Annotated in this window: 27 protein-coding genes and 1 riboswitch; of the genes, 9 read left to right on the plus strand and 18 right to left on the minus strand. The window is 39.6% G+C overall.

Features of this window, described 5'->3' with window-relative positions; genetic code table 11:
• Positions 1-286: 286 nt before the first annotated feature.
• The 5 genes from FPQ13_RS10455 to FPQ13_RS10475 form a co-directional block, all read right to left on the minus strand.
• Positions 287-1192 carry a nuclease-related domain-containing protein gene (locus FPQ13_RS10455; protein ID WP_144089276.1) on the minus strand — a complete coding sequence of 302 codons (906 nt, stop codon included), beginning with the start codon at positions 1190-1192 and terminating at the stop codon, positions 287-289.
• Positions 1193-1395: 203 nt separating this feature from the next.
• A complete protein-coding gene (locus FPQ13_RS10460) occupies positions 1396-1752 on the minus strand; it encodes a HesB/IscA family protein (RefSeq protein ID WP_144089277.1) in 357 nt (118 codons plus the stop codon).
• A gap of 46 nt (positions 1753-1798) precedes the next feature.
• Entirely contained in the window at positions 1799-2668 is an 870-nt protein-coding gene (gene dapF / locus FPQ13_RS10465) for a diaminopimelate epimerase (RefSeq protein WP_144089278.1), read from the minus strand.
• Positions 2669-2689: 21 nt separating this feature from the next.
• Positions 2690-2926, minus strand: coding sequence for a YuzB family protein (locus FPQ13_RS10470; RefSeq protein WP_144089279.1), 237 nt, complete (start codon positions 2924-2926; stop codon positions 2690-2692).
• A 68-nt stretch (positions 2927-2994) separates the two neighbouring features.
• Positions 2995-3321, minus strand: coding sequence for a YuzD family protein (locus FPQ13_RS10475; RefSeq protein WP_144089280.1), 327 nt, complete (start codon positions 3319-3321; stop codon positions 2995-2997).
• 180 nt (positions 3322-3501) lie between these two features.
• On the opposite strand from FPQ13_RS10475, the gene FPQ13_RS10480 reads away from it, so the two are divergent.
• Positions 3502-3726, plus strand: a complete 225-nt coding sequence (locus tag FPQ13_RS10480; RefSeq protein ID WP_144089281.1) for a NifU family protein — start codon at positions 3502-3504, stop codon at positions 3724-3726.
• Between the two features lie 98 nt (positions 3727-3824).
• Here the strand turns inward: FPQ13_RS10480 and FPQ13_RS10485 are convergent, their stop codons facing one another.
• On the minus strand, positions 3825-4793 hold the full coding sequence (locus tag FPQ13_RS10485; RefSeq protein ID WP_144089282.1) for a 2-hydroxyacid dehydrogenase: 969 nt from the start codon (positions 4791-4793) through the stop codon (positions 3825-3827).
• A 76-nt stretch (positions 4794-4869) separates the two neighbouring features.
• On the opposite strand from FPQ13_RS10485, the gene FPQ13_RS10490 reads away from it, so the two are divergent.
• On the plus strand, positions 4870-5364 hold the full coding sequence (locus FPQ13_RS10490; RefSeq protein ID WP_144089283.1) for a phosphatidylglycerophosphatase A family protein: 495 nt from the start codon (positions 4870-4872) through the stop codon (positions 5362-5364).
• 46 nt (positions 5365-5410) lie between these two features.
• Here the strand turns inward: FPQ13_RS10490 and FPQ13_RS10495 are convergent, their stop codons facing one another.
• Complete coding sequence (locus tag FPQ13_RS10495) at positions 5411-6181, minus strand: TIGR01457 family HAD-type hydrolase (RefSeq protein ID WP_144089284.1); 771 nt, start codon at positions 6179-6181, stop codon at positions 5411-5413.
• A 6-nt stretch (positions 6182-6187) separates the two neighbouring features.
• Positions 6188-6640, minus strand: coding sequence for a DUF86 domain-containing protein (locus tag FPQ13_RS10500; protein WP_342778588.1), 453 nt, complete (start codon positions 6638-6640; stop codon positions 6188-6190).
• Between the two features lie 132 nt (positions 6641-6772).
• Between FPQ13_RS10500 and FPQ13_RS10505 the strand changes: the two genes are divergently transcribed.
• The 5 genes from FPQ13_RS10505 to FPQ13_RS10520 all read left to right on the plus strand — a co-directional run bounded on the left by FPQ13_RS10505 (position 6773) and on the right by FPQ13_RS10520 (position 11650).
• The gene (locus FPQ13_RS10505) at positions 6773-7042 is read left to right on the plus strand and encodes an SAV0927 family protein (protein ID WP_144089285.1); all 270 of its coding nucleotides are present in this window, start codon (positions 6773-6775) and stop codon (positions 7040-7042) included.
• 80 nt (positions 7043-7122) lie between these two features.
• Positions 7123-7383 (plus strand): cytosolic protein, encoded by a 261-nt coding sequence (locus tag FPQ13_RS10510; protein ID WP_144089286.1) that lies wholly within the window; start codon positions 7123-7125, stop codon positions 7381-7383.
• A 176-nt stretch (positions 7384-7559) separates the two neighbouring features.
• Entirely contained in the window at positions 7560-10799 is a 3240-nt protein-coding gene (locus FPQ13_RS10515; RefSeq protein ID WP_246065483.1) for a DEAD/DEAH box helicase, read from the plus strand.
• Between the two features lie 87 nt (positions 10800-10886).
• Entirely contained in the window at positions 10887-11012 is a 126-nt protein-coding gene (locus tag FPQ13_RS13915) for a hypothetical protein (RefSeq protein ID WP_281281209.1), read from the plus strand.
• Positions 11009-11650, plus strand: coding sequence for a dimethylarginine dimethylaminohydrolase family protein (locus FPQ13_RS10520; RefSeq protein ID WP_144089287.1), 642 nt, complete (start codon positions 11009-11011; stop codon positions 11648-11650). The genes FPQ13_RS13915 and FPQ13_RS10520 overlap by 4 nt, the downstream gene beginning before the upstream one ends.
• 109 nt (positions 11651-11759) lie before the next feature.
• On the opposite strand, the gene FPQ13_RS10525 is transcribed toward FPQ13_RS10520, so the two are convergent.
• Positions 11760-12029, minus strand: a complete 270-nt coding sequence (locus FPQ13_RS10525; RefSeq protein WP_144089288.1) for a YutD family protein — start codon at positions 12027-12029, stop codon at positions 11760-11762.
• A 123-nt stretch (positions 12030-12152) separates the two neighbouring features.
• Between FPQ13_RS10525 and FPQ13_RS10530 the strand changes: the two genes are divergently transcribed.
• Both FPQ13_RS10530 and FPQ13_RS10535 read left to right on the plus strand, forming a co-directional pair.
• Positions 12153-13106: a M23 family metallopeptidase gene (locus FPQ13_RS10530; RefSeq protein ID WP_144089289.1), complete on the plus strand. Its 954-nt coding sequence runs from the start codon at positions 12153-12155 to the stop codon at positions 13104-13106.
• A gap of 72 nt (positions 13107-13178) precedes the next feature.
• Positions 13179-14240, plus strand: a complete 1062-nt coding sequence (locus FPQ13_RS10535; protein WP_144089290.1) for an aromatic acid exporter family protein — start codon at positions 13179-13181, stop codon at positions 14238-14240.
• Between the two features lie 383 nt (positions 14241-14623).
• On the opposite strand, the gene aceA is transcribed toward FPQ13_RS10535, so the two are convergent.
• From aceA to FPQ13_RS10580, 9 genes are all read right to left on the minus strand, one after another.
• Positions 14624-15898, minus strand: a complete 1275-nt coding sequence (aceA, locus tag FPQ13_RS10540; RefSeq protein ID WP_144089291.1) for an isocitrate lyase — start codon at positions 15896-15898, stop codon at positions 14624-14626.
• Positions 15899-15901: 3 nt separating this feature from the next.
• Positions 15902-17461, minus strand: coding sequence for a malate synthase A (gene aceB, locus FPQ13_RS10545; protein WP_144089292.1), 1560 nt, complete (start codon positions 17459-17461; stop codon positions 15902-15904).
• A 371-nt stretch (positions 17462-17832) separates the two neighbouring features.
• Entirely contained in the window at positions 17833-17937 is a 105-nt protein-coding gene (locus tag FPQ13_RS10550) for a methionine/alanine import family NSS transporter small subunit (RefSeq protein ID WP_144089293.1), read from the minus strand.
• Positions 17937-19460 carry a sodium-dependent transporter gene (locus tag FPQ13_RS10555; RefSeq protein ID WP_144089294.1) on the minus strand — a complete coding sequence of 508 codons (1524 nt, stop codon included), beginning with the start codon at positions 19458-19460 and terminating at the stop codon, positions 17937-17939. The genes FPQ13_RS10550 and FPQ13_RS10555 overlap by 1 nt, the downstream gene beginning before the upstream one ends.
• Positions 19461-19703: 243 nt before the next feature.
• The gene (locus FPQ13_RS10560) at positions 19704-21257 is read right to left on the minus strand and encodes a Na+/H+ antiporter NhaC family protein (RefSeq protein ID WP_144089295.1); all 1554 of its coding nucleotides are present in this window, start codon (positions 21255-21257) and stop codon (positions 19704-19706) included.
• A 164-nt stretch (positions 21258-21421) separates the two neighbouring features.
• Positions 21422-21592, minus strand: a riboswitch (Lysine riboswitch).
• 60 nt (positions 21593-21652) lie between these two features.
• Positions 21653-22450, minus strand: coding sequence for a sporulation protein YunB (gene yunB, locus FPQ13_RS10565; protein ID WP_246065485.1), 798 nt, complete (start codon positions 22448-22450; stop codon positions 21653-21655).
• 216 nt (positions 22451-22666) lie between these two features.
• Positions 22667-23776, minus strand: a complete 1110-nt coding sequence (locus FPQ13_RS10570; protein ID WP_144089296.1) for an HD-GYP domain-containing protein — start codon at positions 23774-23776, stop codon at positions 22667-22669.
• 65 nt (positions 23777-23841) lie between these two features.
• Entirely contained in the window at positions 23842-24150 is a 309-nt protein-coding gene (locus FPQ13_RS10575; RefSeq protein ID WP_144089297.1) for a YunC family protein, read from the minus strand.
• Positions 24151-24247: 97 nt separating this feature from the next.
• Positions 24248-25615 carry a bifunctional metallophosphatase/5'-nucleotidase gene (locus FPQ13_RS10580; RefSeq protein ID WP_144089298.1) on the minus strand — a complete coding sequence of 456 codons (1368 nt, stop codon included), beginning with the start codon at positions 25613-25615 and terminating at the stop codon, positions 24248-24250.
• Between the last annotated feature and the right edge of the window lie 16 nt (positions 25616-25631).

Below are 25631 nucleotides of genomic sequence, written 5' to 3' on the forward strand. Positions count from 1 at the left end.
TATAGAGCACATCTATTCTACCTTTCAGCTTATATTTTTGCTCACTCGGGGGTATAGAGCGCGTCTATTCGACTTTTCAGCTTATATTTTTGCTCACTCGAGGGTATAGACCGAGTCTATTCGACTTGTCAGCTTATATTTTTGCTCACTCGGGGGTATAGAGCGCGTCTATTCGACCTTTTAGCTTATATTTTTGCTCACTCGGGGGTATAGAGCGCGTCTATTCGACCTTTCAGCTTATATTTTTGCTCACTCGGGGTATAGAGCGATTATTCTATCAAAATTCTTATTCATAATATGACCACCGCAAACTTCCTTTACGGGTAAAATATTGACCGAGAATCCTTGAAATACTTTTTAAAGAAATTAAACTACCACACCACTCATCAATCGCTGAAACGGTTACTTTTTTATTAGGAAACAATAATTTATATTCCATAACTAATTTCACAATTACTGTATCTAAATGTTCTACCCAATTGCAGCGCTTGCAATAGACCTTTCTCCCTTTCACTTCCACCGCCATCAAACCGCATCCACCGCAAACAACCCCTTTCCTAATCTCATCATATTCATACACTGGGCGATTTTGGTATGGTGAATCGTTTAGATGAAGTTTAATAAGTTTTTCTGCTAGATGTTTATGGGTTTGGTTCAGTTGTGTATTGATACTATTGAGCTTACGCAAGTGGTCGTTAATTTGTGTTGGGAGTATTACCCGTGTATTTTGCTGGGCGTGAAATAATGTAAATTCTGGATTCACAAAAACGACGTGAAATTGAATGGGTATATTAAAGCCGTGCTTGCGGAGCAATTGGGTGAGTATTGGAGCGGTTCGGCCGATTTGGTGGAGTGGATTCATGATTTCTTGCCGTGGGATTTTAAAAAATCTTTCTTGCTCGAAGAAAAATTCTCCTTGATAATTTTTCACTTCATATACAATTATTTTTTCTTTCATAATTAAAAGCGAATCAATTTGGAATACAGTGCCGTTATGCTCGAGTAATAAATCGTGGATTTGGATGTGGGCGCATGAGAGGTTAGCCAACAGTTGGTCGAATTGCGCTTCGCCTCTAAATCCTTTCAATAGATGTTGGTAGTTTTTATGGTCTTTAGGTGACAAGGCCATCCGCCGATCAAGCGCTTGTAGCATTTGTAATTCGTCACTCATTTTTCGTTCTTTAAAAATCATTCGCAGTACCTCTATTCTTTTTTACTCTAATTATAGTAAGACTCTGCCCTCTCTGCGAATGACGATAAATTCATTTTCATCAGAAAAACCGGCCATTTTGTATACAAATACGACCAAAAACTCTTATCATCCTTAACAAAAACTCATCTCACACAAAAAACTGCCCTACCTATAAAGGTAAGACAGCTTATATCGTTAAGTATTTAGCAATCTCCTGGTACTCCGACTCTTCCGTCAGCTTTAAAGGATGAGCCACAACCACAAGAGACAATCGCGTTTGGATTATCGATTGTGAATCCGCCACCCATCATATTTTGCTTATAATCAATCGTTGTATTTTCTACAATCGGTTGATCCATCTTAGCGATGACTACAGGAATATCGTTTTCGATGAATTGATTATCGGTTTCTTTCACTTCATATTCAAATCCTAATTGATACGATAGGCCACTGCAGCCGCCACCTTTTACGCCAAAACGCAGGTAAACGTTCTCTTCAGTTTCTTCTTTCATCATATCTTTGATTTGTAATTTTGCTTGTTCTGTAATTACGATGGACATATGAACGACCTCCTTAAATTTATTATACAAAGTCTTTATTTTTGTTTCAAACTGATGGCCAATGAAATATGCCATCTGCTACTTTTTCAGCTGGCCCGCGCATAATGACTCGTTGTTCTTCAGTCATATTGATGAATAAATCGCCGCCTTCTAAATGGACGGTGACTTCCTCACCAACATTGGAATAGCCGTTTAACACACTTGCGACAACGGCGGCACAGGCTCCTGTCCCACAAGCTTGTGTAATTCCTGATCCTCTTTCCCAGACACGAAAATGAAGCTCCTTTTCCGAAACGACTTCGATAAATTCTACGTTTATGCCATCAACGAACCGTTCATCCTTTTCAATAATCGGACCAAGCTCTGCAACTGGGCTCTCAACAATTGAATCAACGAAAAAGACAGCATGCGGATTCCCCATAGATACCGCAGTTACATTTAATTCTGTGTTCGCGACAGGAAACGGTTCGTTCACAACGCGGCTTTCCGGATCTCGATCGTCGACAACCATTGGAATGTCCCTACGTTTCAGTCGAGGCACTCCCATGTCGACGGACACTTGCTCAACGACACCATTTTCAGGAAAAACTTTTGCATCAACGACTCCTGAATTGGCTTCAATTTGAAATTCCGTCTCCGTCACATAACCCAATTCATAAGCCCATTTCGCAATACAGCGAAGTCCATTTCCGCAATTTTTTCCTTCAGATCCGTCTTTATTAAAAATACGCATGCGAACATCGGCTTTTTCAGACGGCAGCATATAAATCAAACCGTCTGAGCCAATACCGAAATTTACATCCGAAATTTTTCGTGCTAATTGTGGTATTTCACTTTCTTCCAAATTGACTTGGAAGCCATCTATATAAATATAATTATTTCCTAGTCCATGCATCTTTGTAAAAGGAATTTTCATCTCTTGTTCCCCATCTTCCTTTTAGAATAAAGGATTTTCTTCTAAATGCTTATATACTTTTTCAACTAGTTCATCTGGATCGTCTGCCATCACAGCTTCACCGTTCACAATCGCAAATAAAAAGGAAGCACAAATCCCGCAGTGACTAGTACATCCGTATTCGATGACGTCCAAGGAAGGATCTTTTTCCAGTTTTTCAAAAGCTTCCTGTGAACCGCTAGCTATGTTGTTGACACAAAACTCGATGATTGGATTCATTTCTGGTCATACACTCCTCGGTTCATAACTCTTTTATCCGATTAGGATAACATGTTTGAGGAGAATCTTTAAGCAGTTGGCTCAAAACCTCGGCTTTCCAATGCTTTATATACTCTCTTCAAACGTGGATCTCCTTCACCTACGAGCTCATCATCGACAAATACAACTGGATAAATCAAATCTTCATCGACGACTTGTTTCGCAAAGCTATGATACGGTTCTTCTTCCGGTGGATTAAAAATATCTACATACGTATATTGAATGCCTTCTTCTCCAAACTTTCTAGAGATTGCTGCTTGTAGCCAATCATATTGTTCTTTGGAACTCGGCAAATTTACACAACTCGGACAAAGGACCTCAGCCCCATACACAATAACCTCTGTTTGATTCGTCACGATATTTTTCCCCCTAAATAACGTTTCTTATTTTCATTTTACCGAAAATGATGTAAAATAGAAAATGATAACGATTATCAATTGCAAAGAGAAATCGTTGATAAGCTTTTCGAGCAACTCAATAGATTTTTGGATTGAGACCATTTATACTAACAATTAAAAGAAGGGGGAAGAAAAACGATGTTTGAACAAGTTCAAGAAGTCATTGGAAAACTACGCCCGTTTTTGCTACGTGATGGCGGGGACGTTGAATTAGTTGATGTCGACGATGAAGGTATCGTGCTTCTTCGCTTAAAAGGTGCTTGTGGCAACTGCCCAAGTTCAGCAATTACATTGAAAGCTGGTATTGAGCGTGCATTGGTCGCAGAAGTGCCTGGTGTATCCGAAGTTGAGCAAATCTTTTAAGTAAATATATATTTAAAACATACAAATGACCATGTAGCCAGCTAAATGAATAGCTGGCTTTTTCGTGTCAGAAAAAATAAAGGCCGGTTACCGATTTTCTAATTCTTCACCGGTGTTAAAGGCTCCATCCCGTCTAACACACGCTTAATATTTTCCACACAAAGCATCGCCATCCGGTTTCTCGTGTCAACAGTGGAAGAACCGATATGCGGTAAAGCGACTACGCGATCTAATTGCGCAAGCGGATGATTACTTCCAATCGGCTCATTTGCAAAGACATCCAAGCCCGCTCCTCGAATTTTCTCGTCCTTTATGGCTTGATATAAATCCGCTTCATTCACTACCCCACCACGAGACGCATTAATAAAAAAGGCGCTTTGTTTCATCCGGTCAAAGGCTTGTGCGTCGAACATGCCCTTCGTTTCTTTCGTTAATGGAAGCATTGAAACAACGAAATCTGATTTTGCGAGTAGTTCTTCTAACGAAGCGTAACTCGCACCTAATTTTTCTTCTGCCTTAGGCTTTCGGTTACGATTGTGATATAAAATGTCCATATCAAATCCTGTCGCCCGTTTTGCGACCGCTTCACCGATCGCCCCCATACCGACAATGCCGATTGTTTTCTGATGAACATCGGAACCAGCCATCATATACGGTGACCATGTTTTCCATTGATCATTGCGAATGATATCAACACTTTCTGGAATTCGACGAGCTGTCGCTAACAACAAACCGAACGTTAAATCCGCAGTCGTTTCCGTTAATACATCAGGCGTGTTTGTGACCGTGATGCCACGAGATTCGCATGCTTTCACATCGATATTGTCATAACCGACCGCTAAGTTTGCAATTACTTTTAATTGGCTTGCCATGTTTAATACTTCTTCATCGAAGGTATCAGTTAACATGGAAAGAACAGCACTCGCCTGGGTAATTTCTTTCATCAATACATCCCCAGGAACTGGCACTTCTTCCTCTTCCCACATCTTGACCTGATATTTTTCAGTCAATTCTGATATAATTTCAGTAGGGAGTTTCCGTGTCACATAAACAATTGGTTTAGCCATCAGATTGCCTCCTTATTCGTATGTATAACTAATCGCCGCATAAACTTAAACTAAATAAAAATGGATGTGATGAAATATGAACAAACTTGAAGAAATGACGATAGCACAATTGAAAGAGCGTGGCGTTGAACTGGAAGACATCGCTGAGCTCGTTTACCACTTACAATCAGCGTATCATGACGATTTAAGCATCGACGAATGTATGTTTAACATTCGAAAAGTCCTCAAAAAACGCGAGGTCCAAAATGCCGTTTTAACCGGTATTCAGCTTGATAAATTTGCGGAACAAAATAAATTCGAGGAACCGCTTCAAAGCATCATTGCGAATGATGAAGGGCTATACGGTATTGATGAGATCGTCGCTTTTTCCATCATTAACGTATATGGTTCGATCGGATTTACGAATTTCGGCTATATCGATAAAATCAAACCAGGTATTTTGAAAAAATTGAATGATAAACGTTATGGCACGCATACGTTTTTGGATGATATTGTCGGAGCGATTGCCGCTGCTGCTTCTAGCCGTTTGGCACACAGCTCAGAATTAGCGCTCGACCATGACGATGATTAAATGTTTTACTTAGGCTGTTTATTCGAAGCGAATAACAGCCTGAGCATTACATATGGCTAAACCACTCGTTTAATGTACGGACAGAATAAGTTGGCTGCTCGGCATATTTGACCAACTCTTCCTTTGAAGTCACTCCTGTTTGCACGTGAAGTGTGTCCAAGCCCGACTGAATCCCTGCCATAATGTCTGTTTCATAATTATCGCCGACCATGATGGTTTTTTCGCGAGGAATCCCTAACTTTTTTAGCGCAAATTCCATCATAAATGGTTGCGGTTTTCCTACATAGGTCGGTTTTTTACCTGAAACGTGACTCACTAATTCGACGAACGCGCCGTTACCAGGTGTAAAGCCTCTTTCGGTTGGAACTTTTATGTCCGGATTGGTGGCAAGCAAATAAGCGCCTTTTTGAGCATTCAATGCTGCACGGCTTAATTTTTCATAGGTGACATTCCGATCGATGCCCATCACAACGATTTCCGCTTCTTCATCTGTCAATTCAATTCCCGCTTCTTCCAACGCTCTAATTAAACCTGTTTGACCGACAACAAAAGCACGTCGGCTCGTTAAATTTTCTTTAATAAAAGCGGCTGTCGCTAACGATGCTGTAATCACTTGTTCTACTTTCGCATCAATGCCAAAGCCTTCTAATTTCTCTGCTGTTTGTTCTAGTGTTCGCGATGAATTATTCGTCAAAAACATATGAGGAATATGACGTTTATTTAATTCATCAACGAATTCTTTGGCACCTTGAATTTCATCTGTTCCACGAAACATCGTGCCATCTAAATCAATTAAATATCCTTCATAGTGTTTCATCGATGATTACTCCTTTGGTTTATGAAAAGCATTAATTGGACCAAGTTCATTCTCCAAATAATTCAACACAAGCGGACGAAAATGCTCGATCGTATCCAAATTGTTTTTTAAAGTTGCTTCAATTTCTGCATGGTTGATTTTCGTATACTCACGAACTAATTTCGGACGCAAGCTGACAATTTCTTTATAAGCGTCTTCATGCTCTTTCGGTATAACACGCTCATCGACTAAAATATCAATAATATCTTCGTAGCTACCTGGGTCTCTCATAATGAATCCATCAATCATTAAATTTCCGACATCAATAATGGATTCAACAACCATTTGAGCTAACCGTTCAATGCCTAGTTTCTCCAGAAAGCTGACGGCTTCTTGTTGCTCAAATACTTCAAGTAACCCGTTGTAATAAAGTAATGTATTTTCAATATTTTCTCGTTCGACAAAATACATCGTCATCATCCTTTCCCTCCATAGTTTAACATAACTCATTGGCTCAAGCTTTACAGGAAAGCATTGATTTTTGGCTATCGGATGAACCTATTAGCTACTTTTGGTAAAATGGGGAAAAAGATGTGTCAGGGGTGTCAATAAATGAGTGAAGTAAACATGATTAAAGATGAAACAGAAAATACGAGCGTCCGATATGTTAGCTTTAGCACCGAATTCAGAAGATATGATTTTGCATTTTTTGAAAGTGCGACGATTGATGACAAAGTGGTCATTATTGACTTGCAAAGCTCACACTATACGACAGTAAAGAAAGATGAACTGAAATCACCAAAATATTATGCGCACCATTTCCGAGTGAATGAATATGAAGCAGAGGAAATTTTTGAGTACTTAAAAGATACATTGAAATAAGATCTTCGGATTGCGTGATGCATTTACGTATAATCGTCTTCTGTGCGGAAAGCCTATTGACTGACAGGAGGCGATTATTTATGCCAAAAAAGAAAAAATATGATGATTTTGCGAACGTTGAGATTGACCGTAATTATCAAATCCCTGAAGAATTCCCCGAAGGTACGTATGGCGAGCCGGTGAACGCAGAACAACCCGTACAATCGGAAGCCGATAACCCGAACCGACGCCCTTATTCTGCTTTCAATTATGAAAACAAGTCGCTACATGCCGATGCACAACGGAATATGCCAAACTCCCACCCCCCTAATGATTTTCCTGCCGAAGATACAGAAGATTAGTTTGGATCAATGCATTCTTTTAAGCTTGGAGAAAACGTTTTGTTTTCTTCAGCTTTTTTTATACGGTTTGCAAATTTCGAGGGACTTTTCTTTTCAAATATTTCATGCTTAATAAGTTCATGCTTTCAATGTTATGATGGAGTGATAAGAGTGTTTATATTAAAGGGTGATTTGTATTGTTAACTGAACAATCGATTAAAGCGATGTTTTTAAATAGAATGTTCCAGCGTGGCAAGCGTTACTATCGCAAAGGAGCGGTGGAGCGTGTCGTATTTGATGAACTTCAAAAGTCTTGGTCAGGCACTGTGATGGGCAGTGAAATGTATCATGTGTTCATACAAAAGCACGATGATGATACGTTCGAAAAAAATTGTTCCTGCCCCGCTTATGATACATTTGGTGAATGTAAACATATTGTTGCCGTTATGTTAAAAATCGCCAATCGAGAAGCGGTTGACAAAGGCCAACTGTTCGATGAATTTTTAGAAAAGCGTAAGCAAAATGATATGCCTACCCGGAAAGTCAACAACGAGTCTAAACCTACCGAAGATTTCTCGGCTAGAATAATCAACCTTTTCATGGACACCAATTCAGCGGATTCAACTTTACATAAAGAACCGCTTCAAACGGAATATATTTTAAAAATCGAACATCAATTATTTAAAGGTTTGTTACTTTCTGTCGAGATGAAAACCGGCGTTGATCGTACATATGTCGTCAAAAACTTGAAGAAATTTTTAGAAAGTGTCGATAAACAATCCGAGCATTTCTTCACTCCGAAATTTTCTTATGATCCAAAGCTACATATGTTCAAAGAAGAAGATCAACGAGTGATTGAAATTCTTTTGGATATATACCGTAGTGAAGTGTTCTATGAAAACCAATGGCAGACGACAGCCAACCAAAAAGGATTGACGATTCCGCCATACTTCGCCAAACAGCTGTTAACTGCCCTTTCGGAAAGAGGATGTACGTTTGAAGATGTGACAGGGAATTTTCAGGAGATTCACTTATTGGAGGATGCTTTGCCGTTTGATTTTTCTCTTCATGAGAGCAATCAAGGGTATGAGCTCGGTTTTGATGCGATGGACCATTTTCATTATTTCAAGAATTACGACATCATTCAGGAAGGTCAATATTTTTATCATTTGAATGCAAACCAACGGGAGATTATGAATAATATTTATGGGTTTATGGTGCGAAACCCGAAGTCGAGCATTCCAATTAACGCGCACCAAATGGACGCTTTCGTTTCGAATGTCATTCCGAATTTGAAAAAAATCGGTGACGTTACACTTTCTGAAAATGTTTCTAACGCAATAATCAATCCCTCTCTCCAAGCAACAATCCATCTAGATCAAGAAGAGGAACGATTAACGGCAAATGTCCGCTATTTGTATGACGACATCGAAATCGATCCGATGCAGCCAGATGGTGCTTATAAACAAGATTCTTCAAAGATTTTAGTACGTGAGACTGAAAAAGAACAGCGCGTGATGAACGTAATTGAGGAAGCGGGATTTAAGTTCAATGGCCAAGAGCTTTATTTGGATGATGAGGAAGATACGTTTACGTTTCTATATTATTTGTTACCTCGGCTAGAAGAAGATGTAGCTATTTATTTAACGAATACTGTGAAAAATCTACTTGTAGATGAAATTGAGTCTCCTACTGTTCATGTCGATTTGGATTCAAACGGAGACTTTTTGGAGATTGATTTCGACTTGGGAGATATCGACCAAAGTGAAATCAGTCAATTAATTCAATCCGTCGTCGAGAAAAAACGATATTACCGTTTGCCAAATGGCCGCTTCGTACCGCTTGATGAGGATTCTTTCGCCCAGATTTCAACGGTTTTTGATGAGATGCGCTTAAATCCAGATGATTTAAAAGATGGTAAAATCCATGTCCCTGCCTACCGCGGACTTCAAATGGATGAAGCGATGTCGCAACATTTCAGAAAAAATTATAATCAAGCTTTCCAACAACTGATTGAGGATATCAAAAACCCTGAAACTTTTGATGTACCATTGCCAGACGGAATTCACGCTGATTTACGTGAATACCAAATCTTTGGCTTCCAGTGGCTAAAATCATTAAGTCGTTATCGGTTCGGTGGAATTTTAGCGGATGATATGGGGCTCGGGAAGACGCTTCAGACAATTGCTTATCTTTTATCTGAAAAAGAAAATAATCCTGAGCAGGACCAGCCGGCACTCGTCGTTTCACCTGCTTCCCTCGTTTATAACTGGGAGTCAGAGTTCGAAAAATTCGCGCCATCGATGAAGGTTTGTGTGATCCACGGAAGTATCGGTGATCGTGAGATGTTATTTAAGTACGCCCATGAGTACGACGTGTTGATCACTTCCTATCCATTGGTACGACAGGATTTAGAGCAATATCGCGAGAGACGATTTTCGACGCTCATTTTAGATGAAGCACAAGCGATCAAAAACCATTTGACGAAACAAGCGCAAGCGATTCGCGCAATTCGTGCTGGAAGACGCTTTGCGTTAAGTGGCACACCAATCGAAAATTCACTTGATGAGTTATGGTCATTGTTCGATGTGATCATGCCTGGCTTTTTCCCAAGTAAAAAAGCATTCCGTGAACTTCCACAGGAACAAATTTCACGGATGAGTCGTCCTTTCATCCTACGCCGAATCAAACAAGACGTATTGACGGAGCTACCGGATAAAATCGAAACGGTGAATCATTCCGAATTGACGAAAGACCAAAAACAGCTTTATCTCGGTTACTTGGAAAAAATTCAAGGAGAAGCTGCAAGCGCCATTTCCAGTGATGGTTTTCAAAAAAGCCGGATGAAAATATTAGCAGGACTTACGCGATTACGCCAGTTATGCTGCCACCCTTCATTATTTATTGAAGGATATGAAGGCGAATCCGGTAAGTTAAATCAGCTTCTCGAGATGGTTGAGACAGCTAGGCAAAACGGTCAACGGATTCTGATCTTCTCTCAATTCTCAAGCATGTTGAAAATCATTCGTGAAGAAATGAACGCGATGGGCGAAGATGTATTCTATTTAGATGGACAAACACCTTCAAAACACCGCGTCGATATGGTCAATCGATTCAACGACGGAGAAAAAAACATCTTCCTAATCTCCCTTAAAGCTGGTGGAACAGGACTGAACTTGACCGGCGCAGACACGGTTATTTTATACGACTTATGGTGGAACCCAGCCGTCGAAGAACAAGCGACAGGCCGCGCGCATCGTATGGGACAGAAAAAAGTTGTACAAGTGTACAGGTTAATTACGAAAGGCACGATTGAAGAAAAAATCCATGCGCTGCAGCAACGTAAAAAAGAACTAATTGAAAATGTGATACAACCAGGCGAAACGAACTTCACAAGCTTAAGTGAAAATGAAATTCGTGAGTTGTTGAATGTTTAATTTAAATAATTAAGTAAGCACTGACTTCGGTCGGTGCTTTTTTATGCTAAAACGCTAAGCATACGGATTAACACAGAAGGTGAGCGAATGAACACTGAAGCGATGCGGATTGACACTGAAGGTGGGCGAATTAACGCTGAAGCGACGCAGATTAACACTGAAGCCGTGCGAAATAACACTGAAGCATTGCGAATCAACACTGAACGTCTATGATTGAACTTTCTCCAAAGCCTCGATTAAATGAACATGTCTTCACACGTGACACTGCTTTTGTCATTGATGATGAATTATTCGTAGCTTCCATGGGCGAAGAAGTTCGCCAAGATGAAACAAAACAACTGAAAAATTGGTTACATGAACAATCGGTTTCTTTTCAAGATGGTTTAGCAGGTTCAATAGAAGGCGGAGATGTCATCATTGATCATGAAACGATTTGGGTTGGCTTAAGTGGACGAACAACATTCGATGTCGCGATTGATTTGCAGCGACGAATGTCGAATTACAACGTACGACCACTACAGTTACAAGATGATATCCTTCATCTCGATTGTGTGTTTAATATCATCAGCGAAAATACGGCTCTCATTTACCGTGATGCGTTTAAAAAAATCGATTTACGAAAACTTCAATCCAATTATCATTTGATTTCGGTTACTGAGGAAGAGCAATTTCAAATGGGACCAAACGTCCTATCAATCGGTGATGGAAAGATCATTAGCCTTCCTCAAAATGAACGGTTAAATAACGAATTGGAAGCCAACGGTTATGATTTCATCCCTGTCGACTTATCGGAAATTATAAAGTCCGGTGGCTCATTCAGATGTTGTACACTACCTTTGCTGCGAGGCTAAATGATCCAAATAGATAACCGAGCGATTTTCCATTCAAATCGTTCGGATTTTTTTATGTATTTAACAATAAAAAACCTTGTACTACCAACTTGGGTAGAACAAGGCTTCATTAGTCAATCCGTTTCAAAACGAAATAAGGACAACCAAAGTTACAATATTCATAAATATAATCTTCTAACGTAGATATTTTCGTATCAAAGGTCGCTTTTTGATTTTGATCATCATAAAAACCTTTCAGACGAAGCTGACCATAACCCCAGTCTCCGACAAGGAAATCATATTTCGCCAGCAAATCTACATATTTTTCTTCAATTGCTTCTTCATTGAAAGCTTCCCTGTAATCGTATATTAATTCATAATTCGTTCCTTGAAGTTCCATGGAGATCACCTCGCTATCAATAGTGTACCATAATTTCCTTATCCATTCTCTACATGAAATAAATTAAGCTGCTTACACTAAGCATTAGCTAAATATCCGATTAGAGAAAGGATCTCGATCTGTATGCGAAAATTTCTATGCCTACTTATTATTTTGCTATCTATACCCATGACAGTGCAAGCCGAAGAGGAAGACAATGAATATCTTGAACGAATGGGACTATATCGAAAGACCGCTGCCGTGACAGACTTGCCTTGGTATTCACTTGCTGCGATGGACCAATATGAACGGAATATTAATGAAGATATCGAAGGAAGAATTACAGGGATTATCATCAAGCCTGAGACATGGTTTGGATTACTTCACTTTGACAATGAACGAAAACATTCTGAAGAAGCCATTCAGCTTTTTGGCGGAAAAGGCATGGATGGAAATGGTGATGGAATTGCTGATATCCAAGATGATGAAGATGTTTTGTTTACGTATGCTTCCATCATTCAGCAGTTAACTGAGAAAGAAGGTACAATACAAAAAGCTTTGGAAGTTTATTATGATCGAGAAAAAGCTGCCGATTTAATTGCTTTAATGGAAAAAATCTTTCACAAGTTCCAAACACTTGATTTAAGTGAGCGCTCTTTTATCGTTTCGAAAAATTTTAATTATAGTTACAGAAATACGTGGGGAGATTCGCGTGGTTATGGGGGTAGACGAATTCATGAAGGAACTGATATTTTTGCCAGTTACGGAACACCCGTCAAATCTGCTTCTTACGGAATTGTTGAAATTAAAGGATGGAACAAGTACGGCGGGTGGCGAATCGGAATTCGTGATGCGTATAACATCTACCATTACTACGCTCATTTAAACAGTTTTGAAGAAGGAATCGAAGAGGGCACACTCGTTGAACCGGGACAAGTTATCGGATATGTCGGTTCAACAGGATATGGACCTGAAGGAACACAAGGAAAATTTCCGCCTCACTTACATTATGGAATTTACAAAGATAACGGTAAATATGAATGGGCTTATGACCCTTATCCATCATTAAGACGTTGGGAACGAAATACCAACGGATAACTTGTATCACCCAATTGAAATATTTCTCCTTTAGTGAAAAAATAGAGATAGTGAACTATTGGAGATGAAATGATGAAACGAATTGCAGGCAGTCGTGTATTGAAAACAGGAATCGCTATATTTATTACTGCATGGATTTGTGAATGGATCGGTTGGCCACCGGTATTCGCGGTCATTACAGCAATCGTTACGGTTGAACCGACCGTAGCCCAATCGATTAAAAAAGGAATCGTCCGTTTTCCAGCTTCTGCAATTGGCTCATTTTATGCTGTATTATTCATCACATTATTCGGACATTCCGCATTGACCTATGCCTGTGCAGCTGTGTTTACTATTGTGACGACATACCGATTCAAACTATTTGACGGTCTGCTCGTTGCGACGTTAACTTCTGTTGCAATGATTGAAGTCGTACACGACAATTTTATGGCTTCATTTTTTATCCGTCTCGGTACGACCACAATCGGCTTGGCTGTTTCAACATTGGTAAATATGTTCTTGATGCCACCCAATTATCAATCATCGATTACGTACAAACTGAAAAAACTCGCTCAAGATACAGGTGATACGATTCAATGCATTTTTTCTGCGGCTCTAAGTGATCAAAAACAAGACCCGAACATGCTTGAAACACTCGAGTCTTTAGAAGAAAGAGTTTTTAAAATTGAAGTGCTCATTAATTATCAGCGAGACGAAGCAAAATATCACCCGCTTACTGCAGCTGAAAACAATGAACTGAAAGCAGTGAACAAAAAGCTCACACAATTGAAGTTGATTAATTACCATATTGAGAATGTGTATTATATGACGTCAAAAACATTGGACTTAACTGAACAAGAGAAAGACATGTTATTTATTCATGTTGAGAATATCTCCCACTCGCTACAAGTTGCAGAAGATTTTAGTCTTGAAGAGCACCGAGAACAGCTGAAAAAGCTCGTTGATTTGTTTTGGCGAAATCAAAGTGAAATTATTGAAGAGAAACCGAGGTCTACAGCATTTCCATCGCACTTTATTCTACTTTACGAACTGTTATCGATTTATCAATTAGTCGAAACTTACTTTACGATTAAGCCCGAAGACTTTCAGAAAAAAGAAAAGCCTAAATTGAAACAAGCGATGAAAAGGAAATAAGGAGAGAACGATTAGATTAGTGGCGGTTTATTCAACGGTAGTGAGCTAAAACTGTGCGCTCCCCTCAATTAGAGGAGTTCTATTCGACGGTAGCGAAGAAAAATTATGCTCTACCCTCGATTAGAAGACCTCTATTCTACGGTAGCGAGGGAAAGTTGTACCCTACCCTCGATTAGAAGCCTCCTATTCTACGGTAGCGAGGAAAAATTATGCCCTACCCTCGATTAGAAGCCTCCTATTCTACGGTAGTGAGGAAAAATTATGCCCTACCCTCGATTAGAAGCCTCCTATTCTACGGTAGTGAGGAAAAATTGGGCACTACCCTCGATTAGAAGGGAGAACTCAAAAACCGCCCCATCTCGGAGCGGTTTTTGATTTACCTATTAATTTTTAAATTGCTCTGCTTCTGTCGATCCTGCAAGTGCTGTCGTTGATGAAGTTCCACCTGAAATCACTTGGGAAACTTCGTCGAAATAGCCTGTTCCTACTTCACGTTGGTGACGTGTTGCGGAGTAGCCGAACTCTTCGCTGGCAAATTCAGCCTGCTGCAATTCAGAATAAGCTTTCATTCCTTCGTCTTTATACTTACGAGCCAATTCAAACATGCTATGGTTTAACGCATGGAAACCAGCTAATGTGACGAATTGGAATTTGTAACCCATTTTCCCGAGTTCTTTTTGGAAATTTGCGATCTCTTCATCTGATAATTTTTTCTTCCAATTAAATGAAGGTGAACAGTTGTAAGCCAATAATTTATTTGGATATTTCTCATGAATAGCATCTGCGAAACGTTGTGCTTCCTCAAGATTTGGTTCAGACGTTTCGCACCAAATTAGATCGGCGTACGGTGCATAAGCCAACCCACGGGCAATCGCTTGATCCAAGCCAGATTTCGTGCGGTAAAAGCCTTCAACTGTGCGCTCACCTGTTAAGAACTCAGCATCGTACGGATCGACGTCACTTGTAATTAAGTCTGCTGCATTCGCATCCGTTCGTGCAATGATGATCGTTGGGGTTCCTAACACATCTGCTGCCAAACGAGCAGAAACTAAATTTTTCACCGCTTGTTGTGTCGGTAATAAAACTTTTCCACCTAAATGACCACATTTTTTTTCAGAAGAAAGTTGGTCTTCAAAGTGAACGGCAGATGCTCCTGCTTCAATCATCGCTTTCGTCAATTCGAACACATTTAATTGACCACCGAAGCCTGCTTCTGCATCGGCTACAATTGGCGCAAACCAATCAATAGAGTCGTCGCCTTCTGAATAATGAATTTGGTCCGCCCGTTGCAATGCTTGGTTAATTCGCTTCACGACATTCGGTACACTATTGACCGGATATAAACTTTGATCCGGATACATTTGACCGGCCATATTGGCATCTGCTGCTACTTGCCAACCACTTAAATAAATAGCTTTCAATCCTGCTTTCACTTGCTGAACCGCTTGGTTACCTGTTAACGCCCCAAGTGCATTCACGTAGTCTTCTTCATTGATTAACTTCCAAAGTTTTTCAGATCCTCTTTTCGCTAACGTTTGCTCAATTTGTAAACTACCTTTTAAACGGTCGACTTCTTCAGCCGAGTATGGCCGATCAACCCCTACCCAGCGGATATTTTCTGCCCAATCTTTTTTCATCTGTTCTACTCTGTTATTCATCTATTATTCCCCTTCCTGTAATACGTGATAAGCTGGTAATGTTAAAAATGATTCGAACGTTTCTTGTTGAATAAGTTCTAAGAAAAGTTTGGTCGCGTCTGGATGGTTTTCCTTTATTTCTTCATCCAATAAGTCATTCACCAATTCAATAGTCACTTTTTCTCCCGTTTCAAGCTTACCTTCAGGATGCTTGATCCATTGCCAAACTTGAGCACGTGAAATTTCCGCTGTTGCAGCATCTTCCATTAAATTATTTAATGGAACCGCACCGCGACCCGCCAACCATGCGGAGATATACTGAATCCCGATTTCAATATTCGTACGAAGACCCTCTTCTGTAATCGGTCCTTCTGGAACTTCAAGTAATTGTTCTTCTGTCACATTCAACTCATCCAACTGACGATCAATTTGATTTTTGGTCGGCATGTGTTCATCGAAAACTTCTTTCACGAGTTCAACCATCGCCGGATGAGCAACCCAAGTACCGTCATGACCATCTTTTACTTCACGTAACTTATCATTCCGAACTTTATCATAGGCCTCTTTGTTTTTGGCTTCGTCATTTTTGACCGGTATTTGCGCTGCCATTCCACCGATAGCCGGCGCGTTTCGTTTGTGACAAGTTTGGATTGTCAATAATGAATACGCTCTCATAAAAGGGACTTCCATTGTCACTAGTTTGCGATCGGGAAATAGGACGTGTTCGTGGTTTTGAAACTTTTTGATATAGCTAAAAATATAATCCCAACGTCCACAGTTTAACCCGGCTGAATGCTCCTTCAATTCATATAAGATTTCATCCATTTCAAACGCTGCTGAAATTGTTTCAATGAGTACTGTCGCTTTAATTGTTCCTTGAGGTAAGCCAAGCTCTTTTTGTGCGAAAACAAAAACTTCATTCCACAACCTTGCTTCTTGGTGGTTTTCCAGTTTAGGCAAATAAAAATATGGGCCTGAACTTTGTTCAACCAATTTCTTTGCATTGTGGTAAAAATACAAACCGAAATCAACAAGACTCCCTGACATCGCTTCATTTTCTACTGTTAGATGACTCTCTTCTAGATGCCAACCACGCGGGCGAACCATAAGAACTGCCGGATTTTCATTCAATTGATAAGACTTTCCGTTATCAGCCGTAAAATCAATCTCTCGTCGAACAGCATCCTTGAGATTTTTTTGTCCGTTTATCATGTTACTCCATGTTGGACTGGAAGAATCTTCGAAATCCGCCATGAATGTTTTGGCACCTGAATTCAGTGCGTTAATAATCATTTTTCGGTCAACTGGTCCTGTAATTTCTACTCGGCGATCTAAGAGATCTACTGGTAAATCAGCAATCGTCCAATCACTTTCACGAATATTTTTTGTTTCCTCCAAAAAGTGTAACGTCGCTCCTTGATTTAAATCCTCTTGCGCCTTTACACGCTGTTCCAAAAGCGATTTTCGTTTTCCATTAAAATTTCTGTGTAGCTTGTGAAGAAAATCAACTGCACCTTCTGTTAGAATCTCTTTCTCCACTTGTTTCACTTGCTCATATGATTTCGATAAATCAGTCGTAGACATCCTTTGCACCCCTATTGTTATACTACATAATTATTTTATTTATTTTGTACTAACACAGTGTGAGCAAAAAAAATTACTCAGCTCGTTTCGATAAACAGTGTTCACATACAAGATGCTGACAGTTATGCTCAATAACTTTTCCGCATTCACAGCAAGAAGTCTGTTTCACTATGAACCCTCCTTCTATAGTACAACCATTATTATTTACTTCTGTTATAAAACAGTATATGTGCTTCAAATTAAAAAATCAACCCTTATTCACAAAATTTTTTAATTATTTTTACAATCCTATCGATCAACTGTTTTGAATCAATAAAAAACGGTTGCTGATGTATGAAACACCAGCAACCGTTCTTGCACGTAGCATATATTTAGCTTTCTTTTGCTTTCTTCCTTGCATAAACAATACTTGAGGCTAATCCTCCCCAAATAATAAGCATTCCTAAGATCATCATCACTACGGCTCCGGCTGACATTAGTTCGCCACCTCCTCATCTTCGTCATCAGCTGCTTGATTCACTTGTTGAGCTGGCCATTTCTTTGTTGCGAACAATGCACCAACCATCATGGCTCCAATTGCGACTACCCAACCGAAGTTGAACAGGAAGTCTAACGGATAACCTTCATATGCAGCTGAGATTTCTGATTTGATGTTTTGTAGCATCATATATCCTAAAACAACTGGCGTGATTACACCAAGAGAAACTCTCCACCAAGCACCCAAGGAAATGTCTGATACTGAGTTTGCGTGAGATTGAAGATCTTTCAATCCTTTTGCAAACCATGCGACAGCAACAACCTCAAACAGACCGGCTAATGCTACACCGTAGTTATTAATAAAGTGGTCAACGGTATCAAGCAATACAAGTCCGCCTTGCGTTGCATAAGCAATAGAGATTAATGCAGCAAGACCTCCACCAAACATAACAGATTTCGTACGAGAAATATTAAATTTCTCAGAAACTGCTGCAATATACGTTTCTGAAATTGAAATTAATGATGATAGACCTGCCAAGACGAGTGAAGCGAAGAATAAGAAACCGAACACGCCTGGTAAGAATGGCATTTGGTTGATGATCTCAGGGAACACGGCAAACGCCAACATAATTCCGCCTTGAACGAATCCTTCATCTGTAACGTTTTGGCCTGTCGCCATAGCCATAAATCCAAGTGCCGCAAAGACTCCTATTCCTGCAAGCAATTCAAAAGAAGAGTTTGCAAAACCGGTAATAAATGCGTTGTTTGTAATGTCTGATTTTCTTCCCAAATAAGAAGAATACGTAATCATAATCGCAAAACCGATCGATAAACTAAAGAAAATTTGTCCATAGGCCGCGACCCAAACTTGGCCACTCATGATTTGATTCCAATTCGGTTGGAAGAAGGCATTCAATCCATCCAATGCCCCATCTAATGTGACCGCACGAATAACGATCAATAAGAACAAGACGGCCAATGCCGGAATGAAGATTTTGTTTGCAACCTCGATTCCTCTTTTAACACCGCGAACCAAGACACCTAGAACGACTACCCAGATAAAGATTAGTGGAATGAATACAGACGGAACGATGCTTCCGAATTTGCCGGGGTCCGTCATTTCCAAGAAGTTACCGGTTAAGAAGCCACCTGTATCGTCTCCCCACTGTTGTCCAAATGAAAAGTACGCGTACATGACTGCCCATGCAATAATGACCGCGTAGTACGTTGAAATGACAAAGGAAATTAATACTTGCCACCAACCAATCCATTCGAAACCTTTACTGATGCCACCTAAGGACCGTGGCGCTGATCCCCGGTACTTATGTCCGATTGTATATTCCATGATGAGAAGCGGTATACCAGCAGTTAATAAAGCAAATAAGTACGGAATAAAAAATGCTCCTCCACCATTTTCATACGCGACTGCGGGGAAGCGCCAAATATTACCTAAACCAATCGCCGATCCCATCGCCGCAAGAAGGAATCCCAGCCTAGTTCCCCACTGTGAACGTTCGTTCATGTTTCTCTCCCCTTTCGATATTTATATTAAAATTCTATGTAGCATGCGAGCACATAATGTTTAAAAGTTCAGAATACTCGCAACTACTTATTTGCTTATTATAATAGGATATTTAATTATTGTCAAAGTATTTTGATTAAAAGAAATATTTAAATAGATAGGTAATAATTCCCTAGTTTTACCACATAAATAAAACCGCTTTGATTACGAAATTATCCGTAATCAAAGCGGTTTTGTTCTTTTTTATGCTGTGTCTTTTTTCATCAATAGTTGTTTTGCCAAATAGGCCAATAGAACTAAAGTAGCAAGCGTAACGATTAGTGACAGTAGCAAAGAATCCGTCCATGCAAATAATAGGTACCCAACACTTGAAGCTAGTGCAGCTAATATTGCATATGGAATTTGTGTTAAAACGTGGTCGATATGGTTAGCTCCTGCACCGGTTGATGAAAGGACGGATGTATCCGAAATCGGTGAACAGTGATCACCAAAAACTGAACCAGCGAGTACTGCGGCCAATGCCGGTATGAATAAACTCGGATCAAGCGTCACTGCCATTGAACCAGCAATCGGAAGCATGATCCCAAATGTTCCCCATGAAGTTCCTGTTGAAAAAGCCATGAATCCACTAACGATAAAGAGTAAAAATGGCAAGTAAGCAACATTGATATTCGATCTTTCCACTAATCCTGACAAGTAAGCATCTGTCCCAATAGCGCCGATGATGGAAACGATCATCCAAGCTAAAACTAATATATAAATTGCTGGCAACATTGCTTTTATGCCTTCAATGCTGACACGACCGAAACTCGTTTTTTCACCGTTTTGTGTGAAATAAAAAATAATCGATACGAGCAATGCGACAAATCCACCGACGACTAACGATAGGTTAACGTCTGTATCAGCAAAAATAGAAATCAAATTGGTTTCACCACTTGCTTGAATACCTGTATAAATCATCATCGATAATGTCACAACAATCAATACGACGATTGGAATCATTAAATGACTGACTTTCCCTAACGTATTTTCGTAAATCTCTGATTGTAAATCCCCTGGTATATCATCGTTATCCGGATCAACTAATTGACCCGTTTCTTTAGCACGATCTTCATGCTTTTTCATCGGTCCGATGTCTAAGTTCAACCAAGCAACTAAAAATACGAGTAAAATCGCAGAAATTGCATAAAAGTTATACGGTACCATTTGAATAAACGAATTAAATGCCTGGTAATTCGTCAACTCATTCGTAGAAATAATGGTTGCGATAATCCCAATGATATAAGCACCCCAACTTGAAATTGGAGATAGAACTGTTACCGGTGCTGATGTTGAATCAATTAAGTAAGCGAGTTTCGCACGGGATACACGATGGCGATCGGTAACTGGACGAGAGACTTGACCAATCGTCAAGCTGTTGAAATAGTCATCAATGAATATTCCCATTCCTAACAAACCCGTCATGTACTGTGAACCTTCGCGTGTGCGAATTTTGTGAATCGCCCAATCTCCAAAAGCTTTTGCTCCGCCAGATGCTGTTAAGAAAGCAATTAACATACCTAAAAATAATAAAAAGATAATTAGCTGGATACTCCATAAATCCCAAGAACCTTCTGCATAAAATAACTCTTGAAACGTGAACCAAATACGTTTGATTGTTTCTAAAACATCAAAACTCTCGATCATTAACGCCCCGACGATAATTCCTGCGCCAAGCGAAAGCAATACTTTTCGCGTAAGCAGCACGAGGATAATCATTAAAATCGGCGGTATTAATGAAAATATTGTTCCCTCCATTAACCCCACTCCTTTTTGTGTAATGTGATTCATTCTTTACTAACTATTTCTTGGACTTACTACTAGCTTATTTTCTTCTGACGGAAAATATTTTGGGATTTTGATTTTTAACAAATAAAAAAAGTAATGATAGAGAAATCTACCATTACTTTTGGTCCATTTCCCCGATCTGTAGCTCCCCGTTATTTCGGTACGAGAGAATGCACTTTCTTCAAGTACATTCCAGCATGAATGCCGTGACTGCAATCATACTTCGGCAATTAACCCTTTCATTTATGGTCTTTGGTGTCACCCTCGCATAAATTACTATTGTTAATTGCGCCTCTACCCCATCAGTGGTGGTGTATTATCTATTTAATTTTCATTTTTACTCGTATCGTTAATATAGCATACTTCTATTGCCCTGTAAATTCTTCGGGAGGTACAGCTAGATCAATGTCTGATGAAGAGTCACTTCCTGAACTATAAAAGTTCGGAACTTTTCCTGGAATGACTCCTACATATACGGGTATGTCCGTCTCAACGACTGTTGTTTTGGTTGAAAAAGGGATAACGATTTGCACGTTTGCTTGAATGTGAATCGATAATTCAATCATCGCATTATTAATCCCGTATTCTGTTATTTTACGTCGAAAATCGGATTGAACATCACCGACTACACTGAAATGGACAGGTACTTGGGGACCGAGATTAGCTAACAACGTGTTTCCTGTTGCTTGCCCAATCGGAATTCGTACAATCGCTCGATGTTCTTCAACGGTATCCTCTTGAATGACGACATCATCATCAATATCAAAATCTAGCGAGTCCTCTGGCGTAATTTCGCCACGCTCAATTCGCTTCAAAAAGTTTTGCACACGAAACGTCGTATTTCGAAGAACTCGGTTTACAACAACCGCATTCCAACCAACTGACACGATTTCACCATCGTTGTCTGTTTCAATTTGAACCAAATCTTCAACTTGCAGGTCATCAACAATTCGCTTACTGACTGCTTCGTTTATAGCCTCTCGGGCAAATTGACTTGTTTTTCTTTCCGCGATATCAATTAACGTCGGTTCAATCCCTTTATCAATCACCCAGACAGACAGAATAAGCGAGCAAACAAATACAACAAAAGTCATCATTAATATTTGGCCTAAACTTTTTGGCTTTCGTTTCTTCCAAACTAGCTTACTCGGTCGTCTGCGCACACGAAAACCCCCTTACATTGAAGTTTATGCATCAAGGTAAGAGGACATGACTTTATAGGCTTTGAACTAGTGCTGAGTGTGCTGACTGTTGATAAACGCTTCCTGACTGTCGATAAATGCTTGCTAACTGTTGATACCGACGCGGTGACTGTCGATAAACACATACTTTTCGAAAACTTCTCGTAAAATAGAAAAGACTCGCCTCTAGGCGAGTCTTTATTCATCAATAGAACTTACGTTGCAGCGAGTGATCATAAGATCAAGGCTTGTTGCTAGATTGATTTCATACACTTGGCTTTTATGTAGCTTACTTTCTTCATTTTCCAAGACACGTACTTTCGGCCGGTCTGGTAAATGTTTATTTTGTTCGCATATAACACCTTTTGCTCCATTACTTAATTCAACTTCTGCACCATTAGGATAAATGGAGATCGTTCGTCGAAATAAATCAACATATTCTGGCTGGAACAGTTCGCCGCTTCCAGAGTACAAAATTTCCAAGCCTTCGTGTGGTAACATGCCTCGCCGATATACTCTATTCGTTGTAACGGCGTCGAATACGTCAGCCACTGCAAGGATTTGGGCATACGGATGAATATTCGGACCGACAAGTCCATATGGATATCCACTTCCGTTTAGTCGCTCATGGTGCTGTACAACGCAGTATCTCACTTCGTTTGGAAGGAAATGTGCCTGCTTCAGCAAGTCATAGCCATAAACGGTATGTTCTTTGATAATCGAGAATTCTAAGTCTGTTAGTTTTCCCGGTTTATGTAAAATTGCTTTAGGTACTTGTGTTTTACCTAAATCATGTAACAATGCGCCAATGCCGATTTGCTCAACTTTATGCTTTGGATAGTTAAGCTCGTTTGCAAGAGCGAGTGAATATACGGTTACATTTAATGAGTGCATGTACACATAGTCATCGTATAAAAACAAGTCTGACATGATCGATAAAATTTCATCGTTGTCTTGGATAATCTTATTGATTTCCTCAACTTTTTTCTGCACTTCATTCAATGACTTTTCCAAGACGTATTGGTGTTGTTTTAAGTTCGTCGATTGTGCGTTAAATGCACGAAAAGACTCCCGGATATGATGAATCGTTTCAAATCTAACTTGATCATCCAACAGATTTTGAGGATAAATGTCTTCTGTCAGTTCGTCTTGAACATAAACATACTTAAATTGAAAATCCGCCAGCCGTTGGATGATCCGATTTGTAAACTTAACGCCTTTTTGCAGAAGCACTCTACCATATGAATCAGTAATTGGCTTTGCGAGTATATCTCCTTCATTGAGGTCTTGGACTTTTGCTGTTTTCATAAATTATCCCCATCACTATTTTTCAACTAATTTCATCATATATTATAATGAAATCGCTGACAACCTCATTTTGTCAGCGCTAGTAATGCGTGTTTACCGATAATACCTTCATACCAGCCAAATTTTTCTACAGCATAATTCGTTACCTTCTGTAGTGGTGCATATAAAAGTTCGTCACGATTTCTTACACCGACTGCACGGCCAGCTACAATGTTTCGGTCTGCTAGCTTATCGTTTAACAAATCGACATCTAAAGCGCCGCACATAATGTAGCCAAAATCATTATAAATTACTAATAGATTTGTTTTCGGTAATTCGACATGAACAAAAGTGAACGCTTGATCCTCAATCCAAATCGGTTCTGTGTGAATCATATATACCAGCCTCCTCTTTCTTACCCTATGAAAAGAGGAAAAAGAAGTGCCTGTCTCAATTTGCATGAGGCAAGCACTTTAAAAAAATTTAATTCATCTATAGTTTCGTCACGCTTTTTTCCAAAACATCACGAATGAATTCAGGCATAAAATAATGTTTTTCTTTAACAGATGCAATGGTCGGCACTAACGATGGAAATGAGAATGTATCGGCTGTTGCAACTTGATACGCTCGGTTCGGCTCAACTTCTTCTTCATCCAACCAAATTTTTTCAACAAAATCTGTTTTCGGATGGAATTGCGCTGTTATATTGGAATAAATCATTTTTCCGATTCGTTTTCCCCTGAAACCTAGCCCCTTCAGTTCAAACTCGATAAATTCCTTTCCTTCAAACATCCTTACAGTTTCCAACAGTTCTTTTCCGGTCATTTCCATTACACAAGGATTCATCGGATGAGGGCAGCTACTATGAATATCCTTCCTCGTTACCTCTCCTGCAGAAAATCCGTGCAATAAAACGCCGGCATTTAACATGGCACAATCAGCTTTTGTCCACGTTTGCAATTCTTCAACGAAATTGTTCATCAGTTCGGTTTCTGCATACCAGTTCGCTGGGTAATTTTCATCTAAAACGGCAACTGTTTTGCCCAAAACTTCCTCGGATTCCTGTTGGATATTTTTGATCAACGTATTCGTTTCTTCATCTACTTCATTTCCAGTTTCAATTGCTGCACTTTCACTATGAATGACTTGCTTTTTTTTATGATCGTACACTAACTGTACTTTTCCGAAATAAAACCCGTGCTTACCGACTGCATTTAACAGTGTTCCATAATGAGCTTGTCCTTGATGAAACAAATGATGCGTATGGCCACCTATAATAACATCAATCGGAAACTTTTCAGCAATTAACTCATCCTGATAAACACCTAAATGCGATAACAACACAATGACATCACATTGACTTTCCAATTCAGGAATATACTGCTCTAAAACTTCGAGTGGCTCATACGTCGTCCAGTTTAGTTGCTCGTAAAATAACTGGAATGGAGCTGTTAAGCCGATGACTCCAATTTTAGTTCCTTGATCTGTTTCAACAACGACATAAGGTTTTAACCATTTCGGTTTATCTTTGTGAACCGGGGATATATTTGCACAGGTCACAGAGAAATTTGCTTCATCATACAAGTGGTATAGTTGCTCTTTGGGTAACGTAATGCCTTCATTGTTACCGAGCGTCACTACATGATAATCCGCTTCATTCAACAAGCGGATATTCGCTTCCCCGAGCGTTGCTTCCGTATAAAAATGCGAGCGATCCAGGTGATCTCCGTTATCCAAGAGGAGATGAAACTCATCTGCATGCTTGTTCATTTCCCGCTTCATTGAATGAATGATCTTTGGCCAATTTTCAAAATGGCTATGTAAGTCACTTGTAAAATACAAATGAATATTTTCTCTCATAAAGCTACTCCTTCTA

Source organism: Allobacillus salarius (assembly GCF_007559425.1).
Taxonomy (GTDB): domain Bacteria; phylum Bacillota; class Bacilli; order Bacillales; family Alkalibacillaceae; genus Allobacillus; species Allobacillus salarius.